Here is a 23,301-nt window from a genome sequence, read left to right on the forward strand (position 1 = left end):
GCGCGAAAAGCGGTCTTGCTGGTTTTTGCTATTGAGTGCCGCTGCTTCTCGCAGACGAGCGGGGCGCGGTATGCGGCCCGGATCTATCTCGGCCAGGGTCAAGTGGCCGGTGCATCTGGGTCAGGTATCTGGGTCGGATATCTGGGTCAGATACCTGACCTTTGCTGTGCGCAAAACACCGTCTGGGTTGTTTTGTTTGCAGCACTCAACCATTGATGATACTGCCAGTTGGCGTATTTTGCAAGTATTTTGTTGAAAGAAGGGCCGGGAGGGCTGTCTTCGACGCAGTTTTCCGCCCGGCCTTGGCGCGCTAATGGGTAGCGGGGCGGGCCTGGCGCTGGGCTTCGATGATCAAGCCTTCCAGGCGCGGAGACATGCGCAGCGCCACCTGCGCGACGGCCTGGCCATCCGGCCCCCGCTCCGTTTCCAGCGCGAGACGGATACGCTCGTTGTCGAAGGCTTCGGGCGCCGCCTGGATTTCCACATAGCGGTCCAGCAGGGCGTCGACGGCTTTTTGCGCGTCGGCCAGCGCCTCGTCCGACAGTTGCCCGTGGCCCAGGTACTGGTTGACGACGCGCGCCAGATCGTCCATGAAAAACAGCAGGGCGGCAGCGCCGCGGCAATCGGGATGGGCGAAGCCCCAGGCGGGGGTAGCGTTCTGAGTCATGGAGATGCAAGCCAGCGTTACGGGCGGCCTCGGGGGCCGAAAACACTATTTTATGGGAATGGGGCGGAAAGCCCGCATGATGCATACTTCGACCCCTATGATCAGACTTGCACGCCTCTCCGATCTGGCCCGCCTGGCCGATATCGAACGTTCCGCCGGGAAGCGCTTCCTGGGCACCGCGATGGCCTGGGCCGCGGGCGACGATCCCGTGCCGCTCGCGGTGCTGGAACAGGCGCAGACGGCCGGCCTGCTGTGGGTCGCTGAAGCAGAGGACGGGCAGGCCGCCGGCTTTGCGCTCACCCGGTCCATGGAAGGCGATCTCTATCTTGCCGAGATGGCGGTGTCCCTGCCGCAGCAGGGGCGCGGCCTGGGCCGGGCCCTGCTGCTGGCCGTGCGCGAACACGCGCGTGCTGCGGGCTACCGCTCGGTGGTGCTGACAACCGATCGCGAGCTGCCCTGGAACGCGCCTTTCTACCTGCGGCACGGCTTTTCAGAACTGCCGCCGGCCAGGCTTCCGGCGCCGCTTGCGGCGCGCCTGCGCCTTGAAGAAGCGGCGGGCTTCGACCCGGCGCGCCGGTGCGCCATGGTTTGCCCCGTGGCGGCGTGATGCACGTAGGCCTCCCTGTGTCAACACGCTTCGATGGCAACAAAATCCGCCCACCGGCGGCGGGCGCCTGGCGCTTCGGGATAATCTGCGGGAGTGCGGCCGCTCTGGCACGGGGCTGCGCCGCTTCCGCAAACCCGCATGCAAGGAGGATGGGCATGGCATTGCTGCGAGCTTGCCTTCTAGGCCTGGCGACGGCATCGATGCTGTTGCTCGCGGCCTGCGTCAACAAGGAACCGCAGGAACGCGTGGCGTTCATTCAGCTGCTGCAATCCCGGATCGACAGCGGGGCGCTGGTGCCGCTTGCCGTGTTGAGCGAGCCGGAAAAGGAAGCGGTCGGCGACTATGCCGACGCCTATGAGGTGATCGCCGATTTCCAGCAGGCAATGGTCAAGGCGGCCGTATCCATGCGCGACGTGCTGGCGGTCGAGACCATCCGCTCGGTGGGCGACATCGTCGAGCGCAGGCCGCGCTTCGAAGCGGCGCGCAAGGCCCTCGCGGAGAATGCCGCGAAGCTCGAAGACGCCCGCGCCAAGGCCGACAAGGCGCGTGCGGCCATGACGCTGCCCCCGGACCTCGCGCCCGTCTACGACGGTGTCTATGACGAAGCGGTGACCGCGCCCGCCGCCGAACTCATGGATGCGGCCTCGAAGATGGATGCGGTTGCGCGCGATGCCCTGGGCGTGGCGGAGTTCGTGGCCGCACATGAGGACGACATCCTGCTCGTGGATGGACAGACGCTCGTGACGATGCCGACGCTCCAGCAAGAGCTGAACCTGCGCCTGCAAGGGCTGAATGCGCAATCGGACGGACTGGAGCGCGCCCGCGCCACGCTGTCGCAGGCGGCCGGCGCGGCCCGCGGCGAACCTTGACGCAGCGCTTTGTACAATGCGGGTCTCGCGGCGCTTGCCGTGCCAGGGACGGAACATGAGTCAATCTTCCAGCGTGCACTACAGAACCTTTCTGCTCTTGCTGGTGGGCGTCACCATCGCGTTCGGGTGGTTGCTGTGGCCCTTCTACGGGGCCGTTTTCTGGGGCACCATCCTCGCCATCATCTTTGCCCCCTTGCAGCGCCGCCTGGTGCCGCGCCTGGGTGGGCGGCGCAATCTGGCCGCGCTGATCACGCTGCTGCTCGTGCTGCTGCTGGTGATCCTGCCCTTGGTCGCCATCAGCGGATCGCTGGTGCGCGAAGGCGCGAACCTCTATCAAAGCATCAAGTCCGGGCAGATCAATTTCGGCGCGTATTTCCAGCAGGCGATGGCGGCCTTGCCGCCATCGGTGCATGACGTGCTGGCGCGCTTCGACCTGGCCGATATCCCCAGCCTGCAGGAAAAGCTCAGCGCGGGCGCGATGCAGGCCAGCCAGTTCCTGGCGACCCAGGCGCTGAGCATCGGACAGGACACGTTCCAGTTCGTGATTAGCTTCGGCATCATGCTGTACCTGCTGTTTTTCCTGCTGCGCGACGGCCCGCTGCTGTCGGCGCGGCTCAAGCGCGCCATGCCCTTGAGCGACACGCACAAGCAGCATCTGTTCCGCAAGTTCACCACCGTCGTGCGCGCCACCGTGAAGGGCAACGTCGCCGTCGCGGCGGCGCAGGGCGCGCTGGGAGGCATCATCTTCTCGATCCTCTCCATCCAGGGCGCGCTGCTCTGGGGGGTGATCATGGGCTTCCTGTCGCTGCTCCCCGCGGTGGGCGCGGGGCTGATCTGGGCGCCGGTCGCGATTTACTTCCTGCTGACGGGCGCCACCGTCAAGGGCGTGTCGCTGATCCTGTTCGGCGTGCTGGTCATCGGCATGGTGGACAATGTGCTGCGCCCCATCCTGGTGGGCAAGGACACCAAGATGCCGGACTACGTGGTGCTCATTTCCACGCTCGGCGGCATGGCCTTGTTCGGCCTGAACGGCTTCGTGATCGGTCCGCTGATCGCCGCGCTGTTCATGGCCAGCTGGGACCTGTTCGCGCCTGCGCTGCCCGAAGGCGCGCCCGGGGCTGCCGACGAACGCCGGCCTGCGAAGAAATAGGCCGGGCGGGCCGGGGAGATGGCGCTTGCGTCATCCCCCCGTTCCGATACGGGTGTATGGTGTAGCAGCGTCCGGCCCCGAGGGGGCGGGCCTTTCGTGTCGACTTCGCCTTTCAGGAGCGTGTTGCATATGGAATGGAAACTGCATCGATCGGGCTGGATCGAAGAACGCAACTTCGATATCGAATTCGCGGAGACGCCTGAGGGGTATCACACGCGTGTACGCGTCTTCGGCTTCCCGATACTCGAAGACACCAAGCATGTGTTTCCCAACGAAGGGCTGGCGGAGAAGGGCGCCTTGACCCTGCTCAAGAGCCAGTTCACCGGCACGCCGGACCTGGAAGAGCAATAACGCGCGCTGGGCGCGGATTCCGGGCTCCGCGCCCGGGTCGCGTCAGCGCAGGCGCAGCAGATCGTCGCCGATCAGCAGGTCCCGGTCTTGTCTGGGAACGCTGCGGACTTGCCCTTGTTCCGCCTCCGTGGCGAGGTCCGGGGCGCCCGTCGCCCCGCCGTCGCGCCGCTGCCGCGTCAGCGTTCCGATTCGGCGCCATTGCCCATCGGCGAGGGGGGCGTAGGCAATGGCCATTTCGCGGACGAATTTTGCATGGCCTTCGGGGTTGGGGCGGATGTACAGGATGAGGTCGTCCCGGCCGTCGCCCGTAACGTCGGCGAACATCAGCGCGCAACGGGGAGCCGGCGTGGCGCCGGCCGGCACGGGTGGCCCTTCTTCCGCGCACAGCCTGGCATCGTGGGCCTGGATGTGGGCGAGGTATTCCCACCAGCCCGGCGGCACGTCATGCCCCGCCGGAAAGATGGCGAATGCGGGCGGGTTGGCGGGCGACCCGGGATCTCCGGGCGCGATCTTCCAGTCGTAGCGGCGATTCTCGAGCGCCATGGAGGCGGCAACGGCGATCTGCGGGTCTCGGTCGTTGGCCGCACCGTCGGCCAGCCGCCGCAGCGCTTCGCGGCCCCAGCGGCCGTAGTTGTTCTCCATCGAGAAATAGCGGAAGGCGTGCGGCTCGATGCGGCCGTCGATCAGGCGCTGGAGCTGGCTGTCCGCGGCTACGCGCGCAGGCGCGGCGACCGGCGTATTGATCAGGGCGAGCAGCGCCAAGGTTGCCGCGGCGGCCGTCAGGTTGGTGGCGGCAAGCGTTGTGTAGTAGCGCGCCGGGCGTAGCGCCGCCCAGGCATAGCCCAGACCGTACAGGGCGACGAGCGCCGCGCAGTAGGCGCCCCAGACACGGTTGTCCGTCCAGCCATACTGATTGACGCGCACCGCGATCCCGTAGAGGGCCACCGCGGCCAGGGGCAGCAGACACACCATGCCGGCGCGCAGCAGGCGGCGCAGACGCGGCCCGAAGGGCGCAGCGTGCTCGCCGTCCTGCCAGGCGGCATTGATCAGCTTGATCCAGATGAGAGAGAACGCGATGATCGCGCCGGCCGACAGCGTGACGGCTTCCAGGCCGAGCGCCAGGCGCGCCGCCAGGGCCAGCGTGAAGGCCAGCCCCACCACGGTCACGAGCGGCAGCAGCCAGGCATTGAGCGTCAGCCACGAGCGTTGCAGCGTTTCGGTCAATTGAGGGCGGCGGCGCACGCCCACCAGGCATGCCGCCGCGACGAGGGGCCACACGCCGAGCATGAAATGGATGTTGCCGATGATTTTCGCCACGATGGCGATCCCGATCATTTGGAACATCTGGCCCGCGCCCCACAACAGCAGGCAGACCGCCAGGGTCAGGAAGCCCGCCACCGCCAGGTGCACGGTATTGCGCCATGCGGCGCGGAATACCGCCGGATAGTTCCATTGAGGCTGCCGGGCATCCAGTTGCTGGACCAGCGGCAGCAGGACGAAGGCCGCGATGCCCGTCATCAGCAGGTTCAGCGAGCGCGCGTCGTCGCCGAAACCGAACCCATAGGCGCCCAGCGCCGGCAGGACCGCGCCGTAGGCGGCCAGGGCAACGAGCCAGCGCTTGCCGCTGCGCATGCCCGCCAGCAGGGCGCCCGCCAGGCAAACCAGCGCTATCGCGTGCGTGAGGTAGGCGAGGGCGTAGGGGCGGCCCGAAGGCCAAAAGCCTCGCGCCACCAGGGCGTGCACCGTCAGCCCAAAGAGAGCGGCCAGTGCGCCGTAGATCAGTACCGTCCTGTCGGCTGGGTCGAACCGGGGCGAGCCCGGGGAATTGCCTGCTGGTTGGGTCATGGCCGGGTACGCTGTTTCGGAGTAAATTGGGGACGCGTGGATTTTAGCCACTCTTGTATCCGCTTCTTGCCGCGGTGGATTGTGCGATTGCGAGCTTCTGTAATAATTTCTGACTTCAGTTCGTGCTTCGGCGACGGGCCGGGCCGGACGTTTCGGGAGGCGCATGCGTCCAATGGTGTCAGTCCGATCGCAATTCCGCAGCCCGAGCGCTGCATCCCGCGGGCCCGCCCATGGCTGACGGCCAGGGCATCGCCGCCGGCGCGCCCGCCCGCACGCCGCGCCGCTACTCCATGCGGACGGGGCTGCTGGCCCTGGTCGTCGCGTGCATTTCGCCCGCGCTGGTGGTGGCGTCGGTGGCTGTCTACGAAAGCTACGTCATCCAGAAAGAGCGAATTTTCCGCGACACGATTTTCCTGGCGCGCAATCTCACCGCGATCCTGGACCGTGAACTGACCGGTGTCGAGGCCGGTTTGAAAATGCTCGCGTCCTCTCCGGATCTCGTCGCCGGCAACCTGGTGGATTTCCACGAGCGCGCGCGCGAAGCGGCGCGCTTCCAGATCGTCGACAACTATGTCCTGACGGACCGCGACGGCCGCCAGCTCATCAATACGCGGGTGCCTTTCGGCAACCCGTTGCCGGCAAGCGGCGCGCCTGTCGAGTTGGCCCGCGTTTTCCAGACGCGCGCGCCGGTACTCACGGGCCTGTTTACCGGCGAAGCGAGCCACAGCCCCACCATCGTGCTTGGCGTGCCGGTGATGCGCAGCGACGAGGTCGTCTATAGCCTGAATGTCGGGATACTGCCCGAGCGCATCGGCAACGTGCTGGGGCGCCGGACCTTGCCCGCCGGTTGGATCGCTGCCGTGCTGGACGGGTCCGGCACGATCGTCGCGCGCACGCGGGACACGTCGAAGTTTGTCGGCCAGAAGGCGGTGCCGGCGCTGGCGCGCGCCGTGCTGCAGGAAAGCGAGGGTTCGCTGGAGACCGTCACGAAAGAGGGCACGCCCGTCTACACCGCGTTCAGCCGGTCGTCGCTGTCGGGCTGGACGGTCGCCGCCGGCGCGCCGATGACCTTGGTGACCACGGACTTGTACCGCTCCATCGCGTGGATCGCCCTGGGCACCCTGTTCGCCTTCGGCCTGGGGTTATGGCTGGCCCTGCGGCTCGCGAACCGCCTGACCGCGGCGGTGCAGGGCCTGGTGGCGCCCGCACTGGCCCTGGGCAAGGGCCGCGCGGTCGAGCTGCCCGGCACGCGGGTCAAAGAGGTGGCGGAGGTGGGCGGCGCCATGCAGCAGGCCTCGCGCATGCTGGCCCACGCGCAGCACCTGGCGCACTTCGATCCGCTGACCGGCCTGTGCAACCGGGTCCTGTTCAGCGAACTGGTGCTGCGCGAGCTGGCGGTGGCGCAGCGCAGCGGCGAGTCTTTCGCCATCCTGGCGATCGATCTGGACGGATTCAAGGCGGTCAACGACATGCATGGCCATGCGGCCGGCGACGCCGTGCTCCAGGAGGCGGCGGAGCGGATGGCCGAAGCGATCCGCGTGTCGGACGTCGCGGCCCGGCTCGGCGGCGATGAGTTTGCGGTGCTGCTGCTCGGCGCCAACAAGGAAAACGCGCGGCTGGTCGCCGAAGCGCTGGTCGAATGCCTGTCCCAACCCTATCCCGATATCAACACGGCGGTGTCGGCGAGCGTGGGCGTAGCCGTGTTTCCGCAATCAGGCGTGGTCTTGAGGCAGTTGCTGGAGCGAGCCGACGTGGCGCTTTACAAGGCCAAGGGCGAGGGCAAGCGGCGGGTGGTGTCGGATCTGTAGTGTCGCCGGATCACGCTTCGGGGCGCGGGGATGCCAGGGCGGTCAGGACTTCGCCCGATTTCAGGCGATATCGGTTGTGATCCAGCGGCAGCACGCACTCTCCGTCGGACGTCCGGAAGATGTAGCGCGCCGCGTCGGGCCGGCGTGCCGCGGCATCCGGGCCATCCGCCCGCAGGAAGACTTCTATCCGATAGAGCCGGCCCGATTCCGTGCTGGCGAGCACATCGCTCAATCTGCGTGTCGATATGGTCATGCGGCTTTTCTCCCATTTTTGTTGCTTTGGCGGGGATGTCGCGTTTGGCCTGCGGCCTGTTGCAAGCCTGCGAAGCGCCAATGGCGCCTGGGTTTTCGCTAAACTGCCCGGCTTGGTGTCCGGCAGCGCCTGGCAGGCAGGGCGCGGACAATAACGGGCAATCGGAAACGGTAATGCAATTTTCCATGGGCCGGAATACGGCCACCTCCTTAGGTTTGCTGGCGGTCCTGCTGTGGGGCACGGTGGTCGGCCTGATCCGCAGCGTCAGCGAAAGCTTCGGGCCTGTTGGCGGGGCCGCTCTCATCTATACGGCAGGCTCTGCCTTCCTAGTGCTGCTGCTGGGGTTTCCCAAGCTGCGAAGCTTCCCCCGGTCCTATCTTTTCGTCGGCAGCCTGCTTTTCGTCGCCTACGAGATCTGCCTGTCGCTCTCTCTGGGCTTCGCGGCCAATCGCGGGCAGGCGATCGAGCTGGGCATCGTCAACTATCTCTGGCCGTGCTTCACCGTGATTCTTGCCATGCTCATCAATGGCCAGCGGGCCAGCGCCTGGGTGGTGCCCGGTATCCTGCTGTCGCTGGGCGGCATCGTTTGGGTCGTCGGCGGTTCCGGCGGGCTGTCGTGGGAACGCACCGTCGCGAACGTGTCCAGCAATCCCCTCAGCTATGGGCTGGCTTTCAGTGGCGCCATCATCTGGGCGCTGTACTGCAACGTGACGCGCCGCTTCGCCGACGGCAAAAATGGCGTCACCCTGTTTTTCATGCTGACCGCGGCGGCCCTGTGGGCCAAATACCTGCTTGGCGATGAGCCCGCACTGACGTTCACCGGCGCCGCTACGGTCGAACTGTGCGTGACCGGCGGCGCCATGGCGGCGGGCTATGCGCTGTGGAACGTGGGAATACTCAAAGGCAATCTGACCTTGCTGGCCACCGCGTCGTACTTCACACCGGTGTTCTCGACTTTCTTCGCCGCCGCGTGGCTCTCGACCCGCCTGAACGCCTCGTTCTGGCAAGGGGTGGCCATGGTCACCGCCGGTTCATTGATCTGTTGGGCGGCAACGCGCGGCAAGACGGCCCGGAACGGGTAGCCCCAGGCGCGCCTGTCATGGAAAAAGGAGTTGCTCGATCAGAGCACGGATTGCGCGACCGCGTATCCAAGCGGGATCAGCAGAAGCGAAGCGAACAGGGAACTGACGATCGCCGCCGATATTTTCAGCCAGGGCTCGGGCCCTGCGCTTTGAATCGTTTGAATCACCAACGCGACGATACCCATAACCATCAAACAGCTGATAACCACTGCTACGTGAGTCATGTTGTCTCCGTCCTCGCCTGATTAAAGGGATTCGGCGCCGCTGAGCGGTCTAGATATTTGTGTTGATTGTGCGCCTGTATTCGCGTGCCGGGCCCTAGGGTTTTCCAGGCGCTTTGCGCCGTCTGTGGCGTATTTGCCGCGGGGTGTGCAGCATGGATTGGATGTGCGGGCGCAGCATTTTTCGATGGCATTCCGGATGTCGTGACGATGGCCGGTTTGCGCTACGATGGCGGCGTCGAATCATCCAAAAGGCCGCCAGATGCCGCAGAAATTGCGTCCGGGCACGCGCGCAACGTTGCAGGTCAGGCAATTGATGCCCGGCGAGTTCGCCTGGATCATCACCTTGTTCGATCCCGAAACCGGTAATGTGCGCAGCACCAATTACTCGGAGCGGCGCTACGGCAGCCAGGACGAGGCTTCTTCCGCGGGGAAGGCCGCCGTGCTGGAATTCCTGGGCGGCGGCGGTCAGAAAAGCCAGGAAACCAAGCCCAGATCCTGATCTGGCCCGCAGAATCCGCCTCGAAGCCCTCGCCAGAGGGCTTTTTTCTTTGGAGCGCGGGCCGGGAACACGGTTTGCTGGGAAGGTGGAGCGCCTATCGCGCCGATCGAGGAGATTCCGCCATGTCCCAATCCATGCATCGAGAACCCGGCCTGCCCGACGACCTGCCGCCGGGCGATCCCGCGCTTCCCGGCAACCTGCCGCCCGACGAATCCGTGCCCGCGCCGGAACCCCCGCCGGACGGACCCGTCGAGGATCCGTCCGTTCCGCCCCGGCCGGATCCCAGCGATCCGCGCACGATCGACCTGGCCTGACAGCCCTGCACCCGCGCGCAACGCGCAGCGCATGCAAGGACTTTCAAGCGTTCGATTCTGTCGCCGGCGTCACCGCCCGGATGCGATGCATCCAAACGCCCAGCGCCCCCGCGGCGGCGGGGGCAGAGCCTTTGCCGCCGCATTCGCCGGGATGTGCATTTTGCGCCATAGATGGTAGAAAGCAGATTCGTACTTGGTCGCTTAGGCGCGGGGTGCTTGCTTGAGAAAATCGAGAGTTACGCTTTTGGTCCTCATTGTCGCCCTGTCCATACTGACGGCGATGATTGCATTCATCAACGCGCTGGTCGTGGCCCAGATCGTTCAAAAAGACCAGCTGATCGCCCGGTCCCTGGAGGCCAACCGGGCATATGCCGCCAAGTTGGCCGAGACGGTCGACCTGTACGTCGAATCGATACAGCGGCAATTGGAGGTCAGCGCCAGCCGGCTTCCCGCGATGCTCGCCTCCCAGGAGGCGCTCGATGCCGAGGCCCTGAGAGTGGCCAAACAGTCGGACGGTGTCGTCGCGGCATTCGTTGCCGACAGTGCCAACCGGATCATCGCCTTCGAGTCCCTGGCGCCCGAGCTCACTGAAAAGCCGGCTGAATTGAGTCGCGTCGAAATCGACCAGCGAGAGGTCGCGGGCCATGTTTCGGCGGCATACCTGTCCGCCAAGGGTTTTCCGACCGTTCTTTTCTCCGAGCCCGTGCGCGATGCCAAAGGCGAGTATCTCGGCCTGGTGGGCGCGGCGATATTCCTCAAGCGGGACAACGAACTGGACCGCCTGATCAGCGTGCATTTCCACCACGACGGATCCTATGTCTATGTCGTGGATTCCCACGGAAAGATCCTGGTGCATCGGGACAAGTCGAGGATAGGAACGAGCGAAAGCGGCAACGTGGTCGTCGATGCGGTGGGGCGCGGCGAGGCGGGCGCCATGGCCGTCACCAATACACGCGGCAAGCGCTTCTTCGCCGGCTACGCGCCGATGCGCAGCGGCAACTGGGGTGTGGTGGTGCAGACGCCGGAGGACGTGATACTGGAGCCGCAACAGGATCTGCTGTGGCGCTCCCTGCTGTATTCGGTTCCTGCCGCGGTGCTGACCCTGCTGCTGATCTATGTTCTGGCCCGCTGGATTGCCCAGCCGCTTTCCCGCCTGGCGCAGGCCATGCTGTTGCGGGGCGACGAGGGCCGGGCCGCGCTGCAGGGCGTTTCGCCGTGGTATTTCGAGGCGCAGCAATTGCGCGAGGCGGTGGGGGTGACGCTGGCGCAGCACCAGCGCCAGATTACCGAGCTCAACACGGAAACCCTGACCGATCCCATGACGCGGCTCTTGAACCGGCGCGGCGTGGAAGACGAAGTCGAGCGGCTCAAAGCCTCGCGCCAGCCGTTTGCCGTGCTGGCGCTGGATATCGATCACTTCAAGCGCGTCAACGACACGTTCGGCCATGCCGCCGGCGATAAGGTCCTGATCGTGCTGGGCGATCTCATGCGCGCCAGCATCCGCGCCGGCGACTTGCCGTGCCGGGTGGGGGGCGAGGAGTTTCTGGTATTGATGCCGGCGGGCGACGTGGGCATTGCGCGCCGGGTGGCCGAGCGGATCCGCAGCACGGTAGAGCGCACCGACATGCCCGAAGGCGTGGGGCGCATCACCATTTCCATCGGCGTGGCCCGTTGGCCCGAAGACAGCGGCGACACGGACGCCGTCATGAAGTTCGCGGACCAGGCGCTGTACGGCGCCAAGAACGCGGGCAGGAACAGAGTCGTGGTGTATCCGTTTTAGCGGGCGGGAAAAGCAAAAGGCCCGGAAAAGCAAAAGGCCCTCAACGAAGTGAGGGCCTTTCAGATTCTTTGGTGGCGCATCCCTGATTCGAACAGGGGACCTGCGGATTATGATTCCGTCGCTCTAACCGGCTGAGCTAATGCGCCACTTTTTCCTTGATCACTGTTGCGTTGCAAGTGGTGATCAACGAAGAACGAAATTCTAGCATGAAGTTTTTCTGTCGTGCAAGTAGCCGGAAATGGAAATTTCCAGGAAGCGTTTCAGGCGTCGCGGGCCAGGCGGATGCCCGAGAACTGCCAGCGGGCTTCGGGCGGGAAAAAGTTGCGGTAGCTCGGGCGGATGTGATCCCTGGGCGTGGCGCAGGAGCCGCCCCGCAACACGTACTGGCCGCACATGAACTTGCCGTTGTATTCGCCGACGGCTCCGGCGTCGGGCTTGAAGCCGGGATAGGCGTCATAAGCGCTGGACGTCCATTCCCAGGCGTCGCCGAAGAGCTGCACGGGGCCGCCCGACCCGTTGCGCACGGGGGCGGGGCGGGCATCCAGATGACCGTTTTCGAGCATGTTGGCACGGCCGGCGAGGGCGCCGTCGGGCAACTGGCGCGCGGCATGTTCCCATTCCGCTTCGCGCGGCAGTCGCACGCGGGCCCAGCGGGCGTAGGCATCGGCCTCGAAATAGCTGACGTGGGTTACCGGGGCCTGCAGTTCCAGGTCCTGCATGCCGCGCAGCGTGAAAACGCGCCAGTCATCGCGCTGGCGCTCCCAGTAGAGCGGAGCCTGCCAGCCCTGGGCGCAGACCAGGTCCCAGCCCAGGGACAGCCACAGTTCGGGTCGTTTGTAGCCGCCGTCTCGGATGAACGCCAGGTACTCGTGCTGTGTGACCAGGCGGTCGGCCAGGTAGAACGGCGTCAGCAGGACGTCGTGGGCGGGGCCTTCATTGTCGAAGCCGAAGCCGCGCCCGTCGTGACCGATGCGGGTGATGCCGCCGGCATAGCGGGTCCAGCCGGCGGGCGTGGCCGGGGGCAGTGCGGAAGGGCCCGGCGCTACGTAGACGGGCCGCAGCGGGTTGGCCGACAGCATATGCTTTACGTCGCTCAGGATCAGTTCCTGGTGCTGTTGTTCGTGGTTCAGGCCCAGTTCCAGCAGGGCATCGAAGTCCGGATCGTTGCCGCCCAGGCGCGAGATCAGCTCGTGCATGGCGGCGTCGGCGTGCTGGCGATAGCGCAGCACCTCGCCGAGGGCGGGGCGCGACAGCAGGCCGCGCTGCGGGCGCGGGTGCTTGGCGCCGATCGCGTTGTAGTAAGAGTTGAACAGCATGCGGTATTGCGGATGGAACACCGCGTAGGACGGATGAAAGCGCGTCAGCAGGAAGGTCTCGAAGAACCAGGTCGTGTGCGCCAGATGCCACTTGACGGGGCTGCAGTCCGGCATGGACTGCACTTGGCAGTCCTCGGGGCTCAGCGGGGCGGCGAGGGCGGTGCTGGTCGTGCGCACGGCGTCGTACCGGTCGTGCTGGCCGGCCTGGCCGGCCGCGTACGGTCCGGTGGCGGGGTGGGTCAGCAGGCACGCAGGTTCCATGGCGATCCTCCAGTGGCGGGTGGGGAAAGCCCGCGTCAGGCGCGGGCGCTGAAAATAGAGAACCAGCCGCGGGAATCGGACCAGTGCGCAACATCGCGATAGCCGGCGCTGGCGAGCAGGCCGGCAAAAGACGGCGGGGTGAATTTGTAGGAATTCTCGGTGTGGATGCGCTCGCCGGCGCCGAATTCGCGTTGGCCGCCCGGCCAGGCCACACGGACCGCCCGTTGCGCTTCCAGGTGCATTTCGATGCGCGATCTGGCGCTATTGAAGAGCGCCACGTGGCGCCAGTCGTCCACGTCGAAATCGGCGCCGAGCACGCTGTTTACGTGGCGCAGCAGGTTCAGGTTGAAGGCCGCGGTCAGGTGCAGCGCGTCGTCGTAGGCCGGTTCCAGCACCTGTCTGGGTTTGACGCCGTCTACACCGACCAGCAGCCCGCCGCCTTCGCACTGGCCGCGTATCCGCTGCAGCATGGCGTGCGCGTCCTCGGGGCTAAGATTGCCGATGCTGGATCCGGGATAGAAGAACAGGCGCTGTTCGGCGGGGATGCCGGCGGGCAGGGCCAGCGCATGCGTGAAATCCTGTCCGATGGCGGTGATCTGCAAGTCGGGATACGAGAGCCGCAGCCGGCGCACCGCGGACTGCAGATAGTCGGCGGAGATATCGATGGGCACGTAGTGGCGGGGGCGCAGGCTGGGGAAGAGGCGTTCGGCCTTGACGCAGTCGCCCGCGCCCAGGTCGATCATCGATTGCACGGGGCCGATGTGGCGGGCGATGTCGGCGCCGTGGCGCTGGAAGATCTCCGCTTCGCACCGGGTCGGGTAGTACTCCGGCAACTGGGTAATGGCCGTGAAAAGGGCCGAGCCGAGCGCGTCGTACAGGAACTTGGGATCGACGTGGGCCGGATGGTCCATCAGCCCGTCGCGCAGTTCGATCTGTTCAGGACTGGGGTGCTGCAGGTGCCGTCCGATGAATTCCGGCGCGGCGGGGGTAAACAGGGTGGAAGGGGAAACCATGCGTTCAGTTCCTTTTTTCGAGGGGGGTGAAGCGCATTGCAAAGGTCTATTGTGGCGGCGATAGGGGTTGCGGTGTCAAGCGCTAAGCCGCTGAATGCAATGGACTTTTACGAAATCGGGTAGCCCCGTCCGGGCGAGGCGGGCGCGCCGTGCAGGGAAGGCTTGCGGAACGCTCTTTCCCCGCTGAAATATCGGATTACGGCTGGTTGCCAACGCTCTGGCGGCGCGGCGCAATGGCCGCCACAATGGAGATGGGCCTGGCGGAGCGCGCGGCCGCGTGCGGAGGCAGGCCCGACACCCCTCAAACAATCACAAGGAGCGACCATGAACCGAAAGCATCAACGTGCCGAAATGGCTTTGCACCGCGAACGGGTGAGCGACAGCTTCGAGGAACTGCTGGCGGGCACGGAAGACCTGCTGCGCTCGACGGCGTCGTATACGGGCTCCGAGATCGAGGCGGCGCGCGCGCGCCTGCGGCGCCAGATGGCCGAGGCGCGTGAATCCGCGGCCGAGTGGCCGGGCGTGGCGCGGGAGCGCGCGCGCCGGGCGAGCCTCTATGCCGATGAGTACGTGCATGAACATGCCTGGAAATCGGTGGGCGTAGCGGCGCTGGTCGGCGCCTTGCTCGGATGCTTCCTCATGTCGGGCGGCCGGCGCTAAGCCTTGCGCTCATGAGGTCGCCTCCGGTTGCGCGCCGGCCCCGACCGTGGCCGGACGGGGCGTCCTGGCTGCCCGGCATCCTCCGGTGGGCGCGGGCCCTGCCGCTGGCCTGTGCCGCGCTGCTGGCCGCCTGCGCCAGTGTGCCGGATGCGCAAGAGCGCCAGGAACGTCAGGCGCAGGCCGCCCAATCCGCCGATGCGGCGCTCGACAGTTACCGCCGCGGACAAGGCATCGCCGCGGATCCCGGAACGCCCAAGGACGATTTCCTGGCGCGCCATCTTGCCGTCGAACAGGCCGTCAGCGGCGAGCCCCTGGTCGCGGGCAACCGCGTCAGGCTGCTGGTCGACGGCCCCAGCACCTACCAGGCCATGCTGCGTTCCATCGGGCAGGCGCGCCGGTACGTGCACATGGAAACCTATATTTTCGATGACGACGCGGAGGGCGCGCGCTTCGCCGAAGCGCTGATCGCGGCGCGCAACCGCGGGGCCGAGGTGTCCCTGATGGTCGACGCGGTCGGCACGCTCAAAACGCCCGACACCTTGTTCAAGCGCCTGCGCGACGCGGGCGTGCAGGTAGCCGTTTTCAATCCGGTTAATCCGGTCCGCGCCCGTGCCGGATGGTCGCCGAACCAGCGCAACCACCGCAAGGTGCTGGTGGTGGACGGCAAGGTCGGCTACCTGGGCGGCATCAACGTCAGCAGCGTGTACGAGTCCTCGCCCGGTTCCGCGTCGGGATCCGGCGCGTCGAAGACGGACGCGGCGGCGACCGGAGACGCCCAGGCTGCGCCCTGGCGCGATACGCACCTGCGCATCGAGGGGCCCGCGGTGGCGCAGCTGGAAGCGGTCATCCAGGCGGGGTGGGAGTCGCAGGCCAAGGAGCCGATGAAGGGCGGCGGCTCGTACGTGGCGCCCCCTTCGGGCGCGACGAGCGTGCGGATACTGGCCAACCAGCCGGACCGCCGCGACGGCTACACGGTCTACCTGACGCTGATGTCGGCGTTCGAGAGCGCGCAGCAGTCCATCCACATCACAATGGCGTACTTCGTTCCCGATCCCGCGTTCATCGAGGTCCTGAGCGCGGCCGCGCGCCGCGGCGTGGACGTGGCGTTGGTGCTGCCGGGCTTCAGCGATTCGTCATTGGTTTTCCATGCGGGCCGTTCGCATTACGCCGACCTGCTGGAGGCGGGCGTAAAGCTTTACGAGCGGCGCGATGCCTTGCTGCACGCCAAGACCGCGGTCGTGGACGGCGTGTGGTCCACCGTGGGATCGAGCAATATGGATTGGCGCAGCTTTGCCTTGAACTACGAAATCAACGCCGTGGTGCTGGGGCCGGATTTCGCGGGCGAAATGGAGGCGCTGTTCCAGCGCGATGTCGCCGATTCGGTGCGCATTACGCCCGAGGCCTGGAAGGCCCGGGGCGTGGGCGACCGCTACATGGAGTTCTTCTCGCGCATGTTCGAGCGCTGGTTGTAGCGCAGCCGATCAGGCGCGGGCGGCTGCGGCCGGCGCGGCTTGGGCGGCATGCTCCTGCGCCAGCGCCGTGGTGATGTCGCGCGTCGGCTGGAACGAGTTGGCCTGGGCCATGGCCCAGCCGGCGCGGAACACCTGGTGCCGGAATTCGCCGCGCAGCAGCTCGCCGGGCGCCAGCTCGGGAAACAGCGCGGACAACAGCCGGATCTCGCTGGGCGAGATCCGGCGCGCGATGTGGTGCGGTCGGAGCTGGCCGGGGTGCGTCAGGCCGGCGGCGGCTAGCAGCTCGGCCAGCGCATGCAGTGTGTTGCGATGGAAGTTGGCCACGCGCTGCGCCTTGTCCGGCACGACCAGCGCGCGTTGGCGCAGCGGGTCCTGCGTGGTGACGCCGGTAGGGCATTTGCCGGTATGGCAGGCCTGGGCCTGGATGCAGCCGATGGCGAACATGAAGCCGCGCGCGGCGTTGCACCAGTCCGCTCCCATGGCCATGACGCGGGCCATGTCGAAGGCGGTGATGACCTTGCCCGACGCGCCCAGCTTGATGCGGTCGCGCAGGTTCACGCCGATCAGCGTGTTGTGGACCAGGCGCAGCGCCTCGCGCAGGGGCGTGCCGACGTGGTCGACGAACTCCACCGGCGCCGCGCCGGTTCCGCCTTCGGCGCCGTCGACCACGATGAAGTCCGGCGTGATGCCGGTTTCGAGCATGGCCTTGACGATGGCGAACCACTCCCAGGGATGGCCCACGCAGAATTTGAAGCCCACCGGCTTGCCGCCGGACAGCTCGCGCAGGCGCGCCACGAATTTCATCAGGCCGATGGGGGAGTCGAAGGCGGAGTGGGTGGCCGGCGAGTTGCAGTCCTGCCAGGGGGCGACGCCGCGCGCCTCGGCGATCTCGGGCGTGACCTTGCCCGCGGGCAGGATGCCGCCGTGCCCGGGCTTGGCGCCCTGGGACAGCTTGATCTCGATCATCTTGACCTGCGGCGTACAGGCGTTCTTGACGAAGGCCTCTTCCGAGAACGCGCCATGCTCGTCGCGGCAGCCGAAATAGCCCGAGCCGATATTCCAGACCAGGCTGCCCCCGGGCTGGCGGTGATAGCGGCTGATGCCGCCCTCGCCGGTGTCGTGCGCGAAGTCGCCCTGGCGCGCGCCTTCGTTCAGGGCCAGGACGGCGTTGGCCGACAGCGCGCCGAAGCTCATCGCCGATACGTTGAAGGCCGACATGGAATAGGGCTGCGTGCAGTCGGGGCCGCCCACGGTGACGCGGAAGTCGGTGTCGTCGATGCGCGAGGGCGACATGGAATGGTTGATCCATTCGTAGCGGTCGCCGTAGACGTCTTCCTGCGTGCCGAAGGGGCGTTTGTCGATCTCGCGCTTGGCGCGCTGGTAGACGATGGAGCGTTGCGCGCGCGAGAACGGCGCCGCCTGCGTATCGTCTTCGAGGAAGTACTGGCGGATCTCGGGGCGGATGAATTCGAAAAGGAAGCGCAGGTTGCCCAGGACCGGATAGTTGCGCCGGATGGCGTGGCGGGTCTGGATCAGGTCATACACGCCCAGCGCGCCCAGGAGCGCCAGCGGCACAGCGATCCACAGCCACCAGGCGGAGCTTGCGAAGGCCAGGGCGGCGGTGACCGCCGCGCCCGCCAAGGTCAACAGAAAAGCCGTATAGCGGCCGAAAATCCAGCTCATGTCCATCTCCGTATTTCGGGATGGAGCAACCATACACCAGCTACGGGCCCCCGCGACGGGGAGGCGTAGCTGGAATACTGTTTCTCAGCAGCTGGATGCCGACGGCGTTTTCTCGACCGCCAGGCCGAAAGCCGGGCGCAGCCGCACGCCGAGGGCGCTGCCCGCGAAGGCGGCGGGCAGCCACAACCAGGCGTGCAGGCTGCCCGACAGGATGCCGCTGAAATAGGCGCCGATGTTGCAGCCGAAGGCCAGGCGGGCGCCGTAGCCCAACAGCAGGCCGCCGATGACCGCGCCGGCCAGCGACCGGGCCGGCACTTTCCAGATGGGCGCGAACTTGCCGGCCGCGCTGGCGGCGGCGAGCGCGCCCAGCATCAGGCCGATGTCCATAACGGTCGTGACGTCCTGGCGCAGCGGCGCGGCCAGCGACGGCTGCTTAGCCCAGTAGGCCCAGGTGGCCACGTCGCCGCCGACGGCGTCCAGGGTCTTGGCGCCCCACAGCGCGAAGGCGGACGTGATGCCCCAGGGCCGACCGGCCAGCGCCAGCGTGATGAAGTTCAGCACGACCAGGGCTATGCCGCCCCAGATCAGCGGCCAGGGACCTTGCAGCAGGGAGCCGGGCCGTGCGGTGCGCGAGGCAAACGAAATTACGTGGCCGTGGCGGCGCTTTTCCAGCGCCGTGACGGCCCAGGCGATCAGCGCGAAAACAGCCAGGTTCGCGATGAGCGCGGGCGCCAGGCCCCAGGTCTTGATGAGGGAGGTCGGCGCAAGCGCCGGCAGATTCGACCACCAGCCGAAGTTGGCGGTGGCGATGACCGAGCCCACGATGAAAAACAGCAGCGTGACCAGCATGCGGGTATTGCCGCCGCCGACCGCGAACAGCGTGCCCGACGCGCAGCCGCCGCCCAATTGCATGCCGATGCCGAACAGGAAGGCGCCCAGCACTACCGACACGCCCGGCGGCGATACGAAACCGCTGACCGGCTGGCCGAAAAGCGTGCCAGCGGCCAGGAAAGGGAAGAACAGCAGCACGCCCGCGCCCAGCATGAGCATCTGTGCGCGCAACCCGGCGCCGCGGCGGTCCGAGACGAAGACGCGCCAGGCTTGCGTGAAACCGAAGGAGGCGTGGTAGAGCGTGACGCCCAGCAGGGCGCCGACGATCCAGAGCGCGCCTTGGCGCCAGCTGACGGTCTGGTTCAGGTACAGCGCGCCGGCCAGCACCAGCAGCAGGGCGATCCATAGCGGCTTGTGGTTGATCCGGATCGGGGGCAGGGCCGAGGAAGGCAGGGGAAGGGTCGAAGCGTTGGCGCTCATGGATGAGTCCTGGGGGAATACGTAGAAATGCAAACGGGCGCGAGGCCGCACCCGTGGGATGCCTGAAAGTCTAAGGCGTGCGGTAAATCTCTCAAAGCATCAATTTGTGCTCTTTAAATAACTACAAGTAATATAAATGCCCGCCGCTGGGCTTATTGCAGCCGCCACACCAGCGCGGCCAGCGTCAGCAGCAGCACGGGCAGGGTCAACACGATCCCGACGCGGAAGTAGTAGCCCCAGGTGATGCGCAGGCCTTTGCGCGCCAGCACGTGCAGCCACAGCAGTGTCGCCAGGCTGCCGATCGGCGTGATCTTGGGGCCGAGGTCGCTGCCGATGATGTTGGCGTAGATCATGGCGTCCCGGACCGGTCCGGTGGCGCTGGTGTCCGCGATGGACAGCGCGCCCACCAGCACGGTCGGCAGGTTGTTCATGACGGACGACAGGAAGGCGGTGATGAGGCCGGTGCCGAGCGCCGCGCCCCAGAGGCCATATGCCGCGCAGCGGTCCAACACCTGCGCCAGGTGCGCGGTCAGGCCGGCGTTGCGCAGCCCGTAGACCACCAGGTACATGCCCAGCGAAAAAATGACGATGTGCCAGGGCGCTTCGCGCATGATGCGCCGCGTGCCCACGATGTGCTGGCGGCCGGCGATCAACAGCAGGCCCAGCGCGCCCGCGGCGGCGATGGCGCTGACGGGGATGCCCAGCGGTTCCAGGATGAAGAAGCCCGCCAGCAGCAGTCCCAGCACGACCCAGCCGGCGCGGAACGTGGTGAGGTCCCGGATGGCGGAGGCGGGCGCCGGCAGCTGGCTCACGTCGTAGCGCGGCGGAATGCTCCGATGGAAGAACAGCAGCAGGACCGCCAGCGTGGACGCCACTGCCATCAGGTTCACCGGCAGCATCACCGAAGCGTACTCGCCGAAGCCGATGCTGAAAAAGTCCGCCGAGACGATGTTGACCAGGTTGGACACGATGAGCGCGATGCTGCCCGTGTCGGCGATGAAGCCCGCGGCCATGACGAAGGCCAGTGAAGCGCCGGGCCCGAAGCCCAGCGCCAGCAGCATTTCCATGACGATGGGCGTGAGGATCAGCGCCGCGCCGTCGTTGGCGAACAGCGCGGACACGGCCGCGCCCAGCAGAACGATCAGCACGAACAGGAGCCGGCCCCGTCCGCCACCCCAGCGCGCCACATGCAGCGCCGACCATTCGAAGAAGCCGGCCTCGTCCAGGATCAGGCTGGTGACGATGATGGCGATGAAGGTCGCGGTGGCGTTCCAGACGATGCGCCAGACGTCGGCGATGTCGGCCAGGTGGACCACGCCCGTGGCCAGCGCGAGCGCGGCACCGAGCACCGCGCTCCAGCCGATGGACAGGCCCCTGGGCTGCCAGATGACCAGCGTGATGGTGAGAATGAATATGGCGGCGGCGAGCAGCATGGAGGAAGACTTCAGGAGAGCGGGTGCGCGCTGATCCAGGCGACGAGCAGGCTTACGGTCAGCACCGAAGCCACGGTGCTGACCAGAATGGCGCGCGAGGTCACGCGGGCATCGCGGCCGTACATCGAGGCCAGCATGAAGGGACCGGTGCCGATAGGCAGGGCGCTCATCAGCACGGCGGTCCAGGCCCACATGGGCGGCATGGGGAATACGTAAAAGGCCAGGACCGCAGTGACGGCGGGCTGCAGCAGCAGCTTGCCGGCAACCAGGCGCAGCACGCCCGGCCCGGAGCTGGACGTTTCTGTCTGCGCCAGGAACAAGCCGATAGTGACCAGCGCGCACGGGCTGGCGGATGCGCCCAGCAGCGACACGTAGCGGTCCAGGCCTTCCGGCAGGCGCAGCCCGGTGAATGCCCAGGCCAGGCCCAGCACCGGCGCTGCCAGCAGCGGATTGCGCATCAGCGCGCGCCCGACCTTGAGCAGGGTGGAGCGCAGGCTGGGCGCCTGCTGGCGGTCGAACTCGATGAGCGCGATGGCGAAGCCGAACAGCACGCTTGCGGTGAGCAGGGTGGTGAAGGTGGCGGGCGCCAGGCTTTCCGCGCCGAACAGCGCCAGGCACAGCGGGATGCCCATGTAGCCGGCGTTGGCGTAGGAGGCGGCCAGGCCCTGGATGCTGCGGTCGGTCAGCGCCGGCTGCATGCGCCGGGCCCCCAGGAACGACGCCAGGAACGTGGCGGCGATGCCGCCGGCGAAGGCGGCGACGAAGCCCCAGTGCGCCGTCTGCGCCAGATCCACCTGCGTCATGGCGCGAAACAGCAGCGCGGGCAGCGACAGGTATACGACATAGCGGTTCAGCGCATCGGTGGCGGCGGGCCCGAGGATGCGCCAGCGAGCAGCCAGCCAGCCGGTCAGGATCAGGGCGAAGACCGGCAGGGCGGCGGTAATGACGGCGTTCATGGGCAGGCTTGCGGGACGGCGCTCATTCTAGCGTGGACTTGCGGGCCTGGCGCGCGTGACGAGCAGGATGCCGATCGCGGCGAGCGCCATGCCCGGCCACGCCAGCGGGGGAATGGGCTCGTCGAGGATGGCCAGCGCGATGATGGCCGTGCAGGGGGGCACCAGGAAGAACAGCGCCGATACGCGCGAGGCCTCGCCGTGCCGGATCATAGTCAGCAGCAGGGTGATGGCCACCAGGGAATTGCCCACGACGAGATAGGCCAGCGACGCCCACAGCGGCCCGGTCCATTCGATGCGCATCGGTTCCAGCCAGAAGGCCAGCGGCGCGGTGACGGCCAGGCCGACCGCATACTGCACGAGGTTGGAGGCGACCGGGTGGGTCTGCGTGCCGAAGCGCTTTTCATACAGGGTGCCGCCGGTAATGCACAGCAAGGCGCAGACGGCGAACAGCAGCCCCAGCGGCGACAGTACGTCGATCGAGGCCTTGGCGACGATCACCAGCGCGGCGCCCGACACGCCCAGCCCCAGGCCGGCCCAGCGCCGGGCATCGACTTGTTCGTGAGCGATCGCCGGCGCCAGCAGGCCGATCAGAATGGGCTGCAGCGAGGTGATCAGCGCGATGCCGCCGGCTGACATGCCCTGCTTCAGCGACAGGTAGGTAAAGCAGAAGTAGCCTGCCTGCAACAGCAGGCCGACCATCGCCAGGTGGCCCCAGACGCTCGCCCCGCGGGGCATCGGCGGGCGCACGAGCAGCAGCACGGGAGCCAGGATCACGACCACGCAGGCATAGCGCAACGCCAGGAACGTCATGGGATCGGCGTAGGCCAGTCCGACCTTGAGCACGACGAAGCCGCTGGACCAGAGGAGCAGGAAAAGCGCGGGAGCGGCTTTCAACCAGGGGGGCGGAGCGGCAGGCGGCATGTCGGGACACGAGCGGCGTGGGCAAGCCGCGATCGTACCCCCTTTTGGGCTGTCTTCATCCCTGCGAAAATGCGGCGTAGGATTCTTTAATTCATTTGCTGCACGCGAGGGAAGGAAATGTCGACCAACAAACAAGCAACGGTGCGTATTGCCCTGGGGACCTGGGACCGCTTGCGCGAGGACGCCTATTCGGTGCGCCACGAGGTGTTCGTCGTCGAACAGAAGGTGCCGCCGGAAGTCGAGATGGATGACGACGATGCGGTGTCGGTGCACGCCGTGGCATACGGGCCCGACGGTGCGCCGATGGGCACGGGGCGGCTGTTGCCCGATGGCCACATTGGCCGCATGGCGGTTCACAAACGGGCCCGAGGGATGGGGGTGGGCGGCCAATTGCTGGACGCGCTGATCGAACAGGGCCATGGAGACGGCCACCGCATGCTGGTGCTGCACGCGCAGACGCATGCGGCGGGCTTCTACCAGGCGCACGGGTTCAGCGTGGAAGGCGAGGAATTCATCGAAGCCGGTATTCCGCACGTGGTCATGACGCGCGTGCTGAAGTAGGCGAGCTTGTGCCCGGCTCAAAGGGTGCGCGGGCCGGGCGCCAACATCGGCTGGACGATATCTACCGCAGCATATCGGCCCGCACCATATCGACCGCACAAATTGCGCGACACAAAGAAAAAACCCCGGACGCTTACGCGTTCGGGGTTTTTTTGGCGCATCACGCAGGTACCTCGTGATGTAATAATTGGTGCCCAGGAGAGGACTCGAACCTCCACACCTTGCGGCACATGGACCTGAACCATGCGCGTCTACCAATTCCGCC

Annotated in this window: 23 protein-coding genes and 2 tRNA genes; 12 read left to right on the top strand and 13 right to left on the bottom strand. The window is 66.7% G+C overall.

All coding sequences use genetic code 11. The annotated features are described in order from the left end of the window. Window positions 1-310 precede the first annotated feature (310 nt). On the bottom strand, window positions 311-667 hold the full coding sequence (locus AGI3411_RS27750; RefSeq protein ID WP_129530535.1) for a hypothetical protein: 357 nt from the start codon (window positions 665-667) through the stop codon (window positions 311-313). 97 nt (window positions 668-764) lie between these two features. On the opposite strand from AGI3411_RS27750, the gene AGI3411_RS27755 reads away from it, so the two are divergent. The 4 genes from AGI3411_RS27755 to AGI3411_RS27770 all read left to right on the top strand — a co-directional run bounded on the left by AGI3411_RS27755 (window position 765) and on the right by AGI3411_RS27770 (window position 3,644). Beyond that, entirely contained in the window at window positions 765-1,274 is a 510-nt protein-coding gene (locus AGI3411_RS27755) for a GNAT family N-acetyltransferase (protein WP_129530536.1), read from the top strand. Window positions 1,275-1,429: 155 nt separating this feature from the next. Then, complete coding sequence (locus AGI3411_RS27760) at window positions 1,430-2,143, top strand: DUF3053 family protein (RefSeq protein WP_129530537.1); 714 nt, start codon at window positions 1,430-1,432, stop codon at window positions 2,141-2,143. Window positions 2,144-2,198: 55 nt separating this feature from the next. Further along, on the top strand, window positions 2,199-3,293 hold the full coding sequence (locus tag AGI3411_RS27765; RefSeq protein ID WP_129530538.1) for an AI-2E family transporter: 1,095 nt from the start codon (window positions 2,199-2,201) through the stop codon (window positions 3,291-3,293). A 129-nt stretch (window positions 3,294-3,422) separates the two neighbouring features. After that, window positions 3,423-3,644 (top strand): hypothetical protein, encoded by a 222-nt coding sequence (locus AGI3411_RS27770; protein WP_129530539.1) that lies wholly within the window; start codon window positions 3,423-3,425, stop codon window positions 3,642-3,644. Between the two features lie 42 nt (window positions 3,645-3,686). On the opposite strand, the gene AGI3411_RS27775 is transcribed toward AGI3411_RS27770, so the two are convergent. Beyond that, the gene (locus AGI3411_RS27775; RefSeq protein ID WP_129530540.1) at window positions 3,687-5,489 is read right to left on the bottom strand and encodes a DUF4153 domain-containing protein; all 1,803 of its coding nucleotides are present in this window, start codon (window positions 5,487-5,489) and stop codon (window positions 3,687-3,689) included. A 230-nt stretch (window positions 5,490-5,719) separates the two neighbouring features. On the opposite strand from AGI3411_RS27775, the gene AGI3411_RS27780 reads away from it, so the two are divergent. Continuing rightward, a complete protein-coding gene (locus AGI3411_RS27780; protein WP_129530541.1) occupies window positions 5,720-7,297 on the top strand; it encodes a GGDEF domain-containing protein in 1,578 nt (525 codons plus the stop codon). A gap of 10 nt (window positions 7,298-7,307) precedes the next feature. On the opposite strand, the gene AGI3411_RS27785 is transcribed toward AGI3411_RS27780, so the two are convergent. Next, the gene (locus AGI3411_RS27785; RefSeq protein WP_129530542.1) at window positions 7,308-7,550 is read right to left on the bottom strand and encodes a 6-phosphofructokinase; all 243 of its coding nucleotides are present in this window, start codon (window positions 7,548-7,550) and stop codon (window positions 7,308-7,310) included. A gap of 173 nt (window positions 7,551-7,723) precedes the next feature. Between AGI3411_RS27785 and yddG the strand changes: the two genes are divergently transcribed. Continuing rightward, window positions 7,724-8,632: an aromatic amino acid DMT transporter YddG gene (gene yddG, locus AGI3411_RS27790; RefSeq protein WP_129530543.1), complete on the top strand. Its 909-nt coding sequence runs from the start codon at window positions 7,724-7,726 to the stop codon at window positions 8,630-8,632. Between the two features lie 38 nt (window positions 8,633-8,670). Here the strand turns inward: yddG and AGI3411_RS27795 are convergent, their stop codons facing one another. Next, window positions 8,671-8,856, bottom strand: a complete 186-nt coding sequence (locus AGI3411_RS27795; protein WP_062684001.1) for a hypothetical protein — start codon at window positions 8,854-8,856, stop codon at window positions 8,671-8,673. A 259-nt stretch (window positions 8,857-9,115) separates the two neighbouring features. Here AGI3411_RS27795 and AGI3411_RS27800 point away from each other — a divergent pair, with 259 nt between their 5' ends. The 3 genes from AGI3411_RS27800 to AGI3411_RS27810 all read left to right on the top strand — a co-directional run bounded on the left by AGI3411_RS27800 (window position 9,116) and on the right by AGI3411_RS27810 (window position 11,449). Further along, window positions 9,116-9,355 (top strand): hypothetical protein, encoded by a 240-nt coding sequence (locus AGI3411_RS27800; protein WP_129530544.1) that lies wholly within the window; start codon window positions 9,116-9,118, stop codon window positions 9,353-9,355. Between the two features lie 122 nt (window positions 9,356-9,477). Continuing rightward, complete coding sequence (locus AGI3411_RS27805) at window positions 9,478-9,669, top strand: hypothetical protein (RefSeq protein WP_129530545.1); 192 nt, start codon at window positions 9,478-9,480, stop codon at window positions 9,667-9,669. A 280-nt stretch (window positions 9,670-9,949) separates the two neighbouring features. Further along, window positions 9,950-11,449, top strand: coding sequence for a sensor domain-containing diguanylate cyclase (locus AGI3411_RS27810; RefSeq protein WP_129530557.1), 1,500 nt, complete (start codon window positions 9,950-9,952; stop codon window positions 11,447-11,449). Between the two features lie 69 nt (window positions 11,450-11,518). Here AGI3411_RS27810 and AGI3411_RS27815 read toward each other — a convergent pair. The 3 genes from AGI3411_RS27815 to egtD form a co-directional block, all read right to left on the bottom strand. After that, window positions 11,519-11,595 (bottom strand) — tRNA-Met (locus AGI3411_RS27815). 114 nt (window positions 11,596-11,709) lie between these two features. Continuing rightward, on the bottom strand, window positions 11,710-13,026 hold the full coding sequence (gene egtB, locus AGI3411_RS27820) for an ergothioneine biosynthesis protein EgtB (RefSeq protein ID WP_129530546.1): 1,317 nt from the start codon (window positions 13,024-13,026) through the stop codon (window positions 11,710-11,712). A 35-nt stretch (window positions 13,027-13,061) separates the two neighbouring features. Continuing rightward, complete coding sequence (gene egtD, locus AGI3411_RS27825) at window positions 13,062-14,039, bottom strand: L-histidine N(alpha)-methyltransferase (RefSeq protein ID WP_129530547.1); 978 nt, start codon at window positions 14,037-14,039, stop codon at window positions 13,062-13,064. Window positions 14,040-14,363: 324 nt separating this feature from the next. On the opposite strand from egtD, the gene AGI3411_RS27830 reads away from it, so the two are divergent. Continuing rightward, window positions 14,364-14,699 carry an ElaB/YgaM/YqjD family protein gene (locus AGI3411_RS27830; protein ID WP_129530548.1) on the top strand — a complete coding sequence of 112 codons (336 nt, stop codon included), beginning with the start codon at window positions 14,364-14,366 and terminating at the stop codon, window positions 14,697-14,699. Between the two features lie 11 nt (window positions 14,700-14,710). Beyond that, window positions 14,711-16,171 (top strand): phospholipase D-like domain-containing protein, encoded by a 1,461-nt coding sequence (locus AGI3411_RS27835; RefSeq protein ID WP_129530549.1) that lies wholly within the window; start codon window positions 14,711-14,713, stop codon window positions 16,169-16,171. A gap of 9 nt (window positions 16,172-16,180) precedes the next feature. On the opposite strand, the gene AGI3411_RS27840 is transcribed toward AGI3411_RS27835, so the two are convergent. The 5 genes from AGI3411_RS27840 to AGI3411_RS27860 all read right to left on the bottom strand — a co-directional run bounded on the left by AGI3411_RS27840 (window position 16,181) and on the right by AGI3411_RS27860 (window position 22,475). After that, window positions 16,181-17,854 carry an FMN-binding glutamate synthase family protein gene (locus AGI3411_RS27840; RefSeq protein ID WP_129530550.1) on the bottom strand — a complete coding sequence of 558 codons (1,674 nt, stop codon included), beginning with the start codon at window positions 17,852-17,854 and terminating at the stop codon, window positions 16,181-16,183. 84 nt (window positions 17,855-17,938) lie between these two features. Beyond that, window positions 17,939-19,165, bottom strand: a complete 1,227-nt coding sequence (locus AGI3411_RS27845) for a YeeE/YedE family protein (protein WP_165359295.1) — start codon at window positions 19,163-19,165, stop codon at window positions 17,939-17,941. A gap of 152 nt (window positions 19,166-19,317) precedes the next feature. Next, window positions 19,318-20,598: an arsenic transporter gene (locus AGI3411_RS27850; protein ID WP_129530552.1), complete on the bottom strand. Its 1,281-nt coding sequence runs from the start codon at window positions 20,596-20,598 to the stop codon at window positions 19,318-19,320. A gap of 11 nt (window positions 20,599-20,609) precedes the next feature. Further along, the gene (locus tag AGI3411_RS27855; protein WP_129530553.1) at window positions 20,610-21,554 is read right to left on the bottom strand and encodes an AEC family transporter; all 945 of its coding nucleotides are present in this window, start codon (window positions 21,552-21,554) and stop codon (window positions 20,610-20,612) included. Between the two features lie 27 nt (window positions 21,555-21,581). Continuing rightward, window positions 21,582-22,475 (bottom strand): DMT family transporter, encoded by an 894-nt coding sequence (locus AGI3411_RS27860; RefSeq protein ID WP_129530554.1) that lies wholly within the window; start codon window positions 22,473-22,475, stop codon window positions 21,582-21,584. Between the two features lie 117 nt (window positions 22,476-22,592). On the opposite strand from AGI3411_RS27860, the gene AGI3411_RS27865 reads away from it, so the two are divergent. Next, window positions 22,593-23,036, top strand: a complete 444-nt coding sequence (locus tag AGI3411_RS27865; RefSeq protein ID WP_129530555.1) for a GNAT family N-acetyltransferase — start codon at window positions 22,593-22,595, stop codon at window positions 23,034-23,036. Window positions 23,037-23,224: 188 nt separating this feature from the next. Here AGI3411_RS27865 and AGI3411_RS27870 read toward each other — a convergent pair. After that, a tRNA-Leu gene (locus AGI3411_RS27870) sits at window positions 23,225-23,301 on the bottom strand.

Source organism: Achromobacter agilis (genome assembly GCF_900496965.1).
Taxonomy (GTDB): Bacteria; Pseudomonadota; Gammaproteobacteria; order Burkholderiales; family Burkholderiaceae_B; genus Achromobacter; species Achromobacter agilis.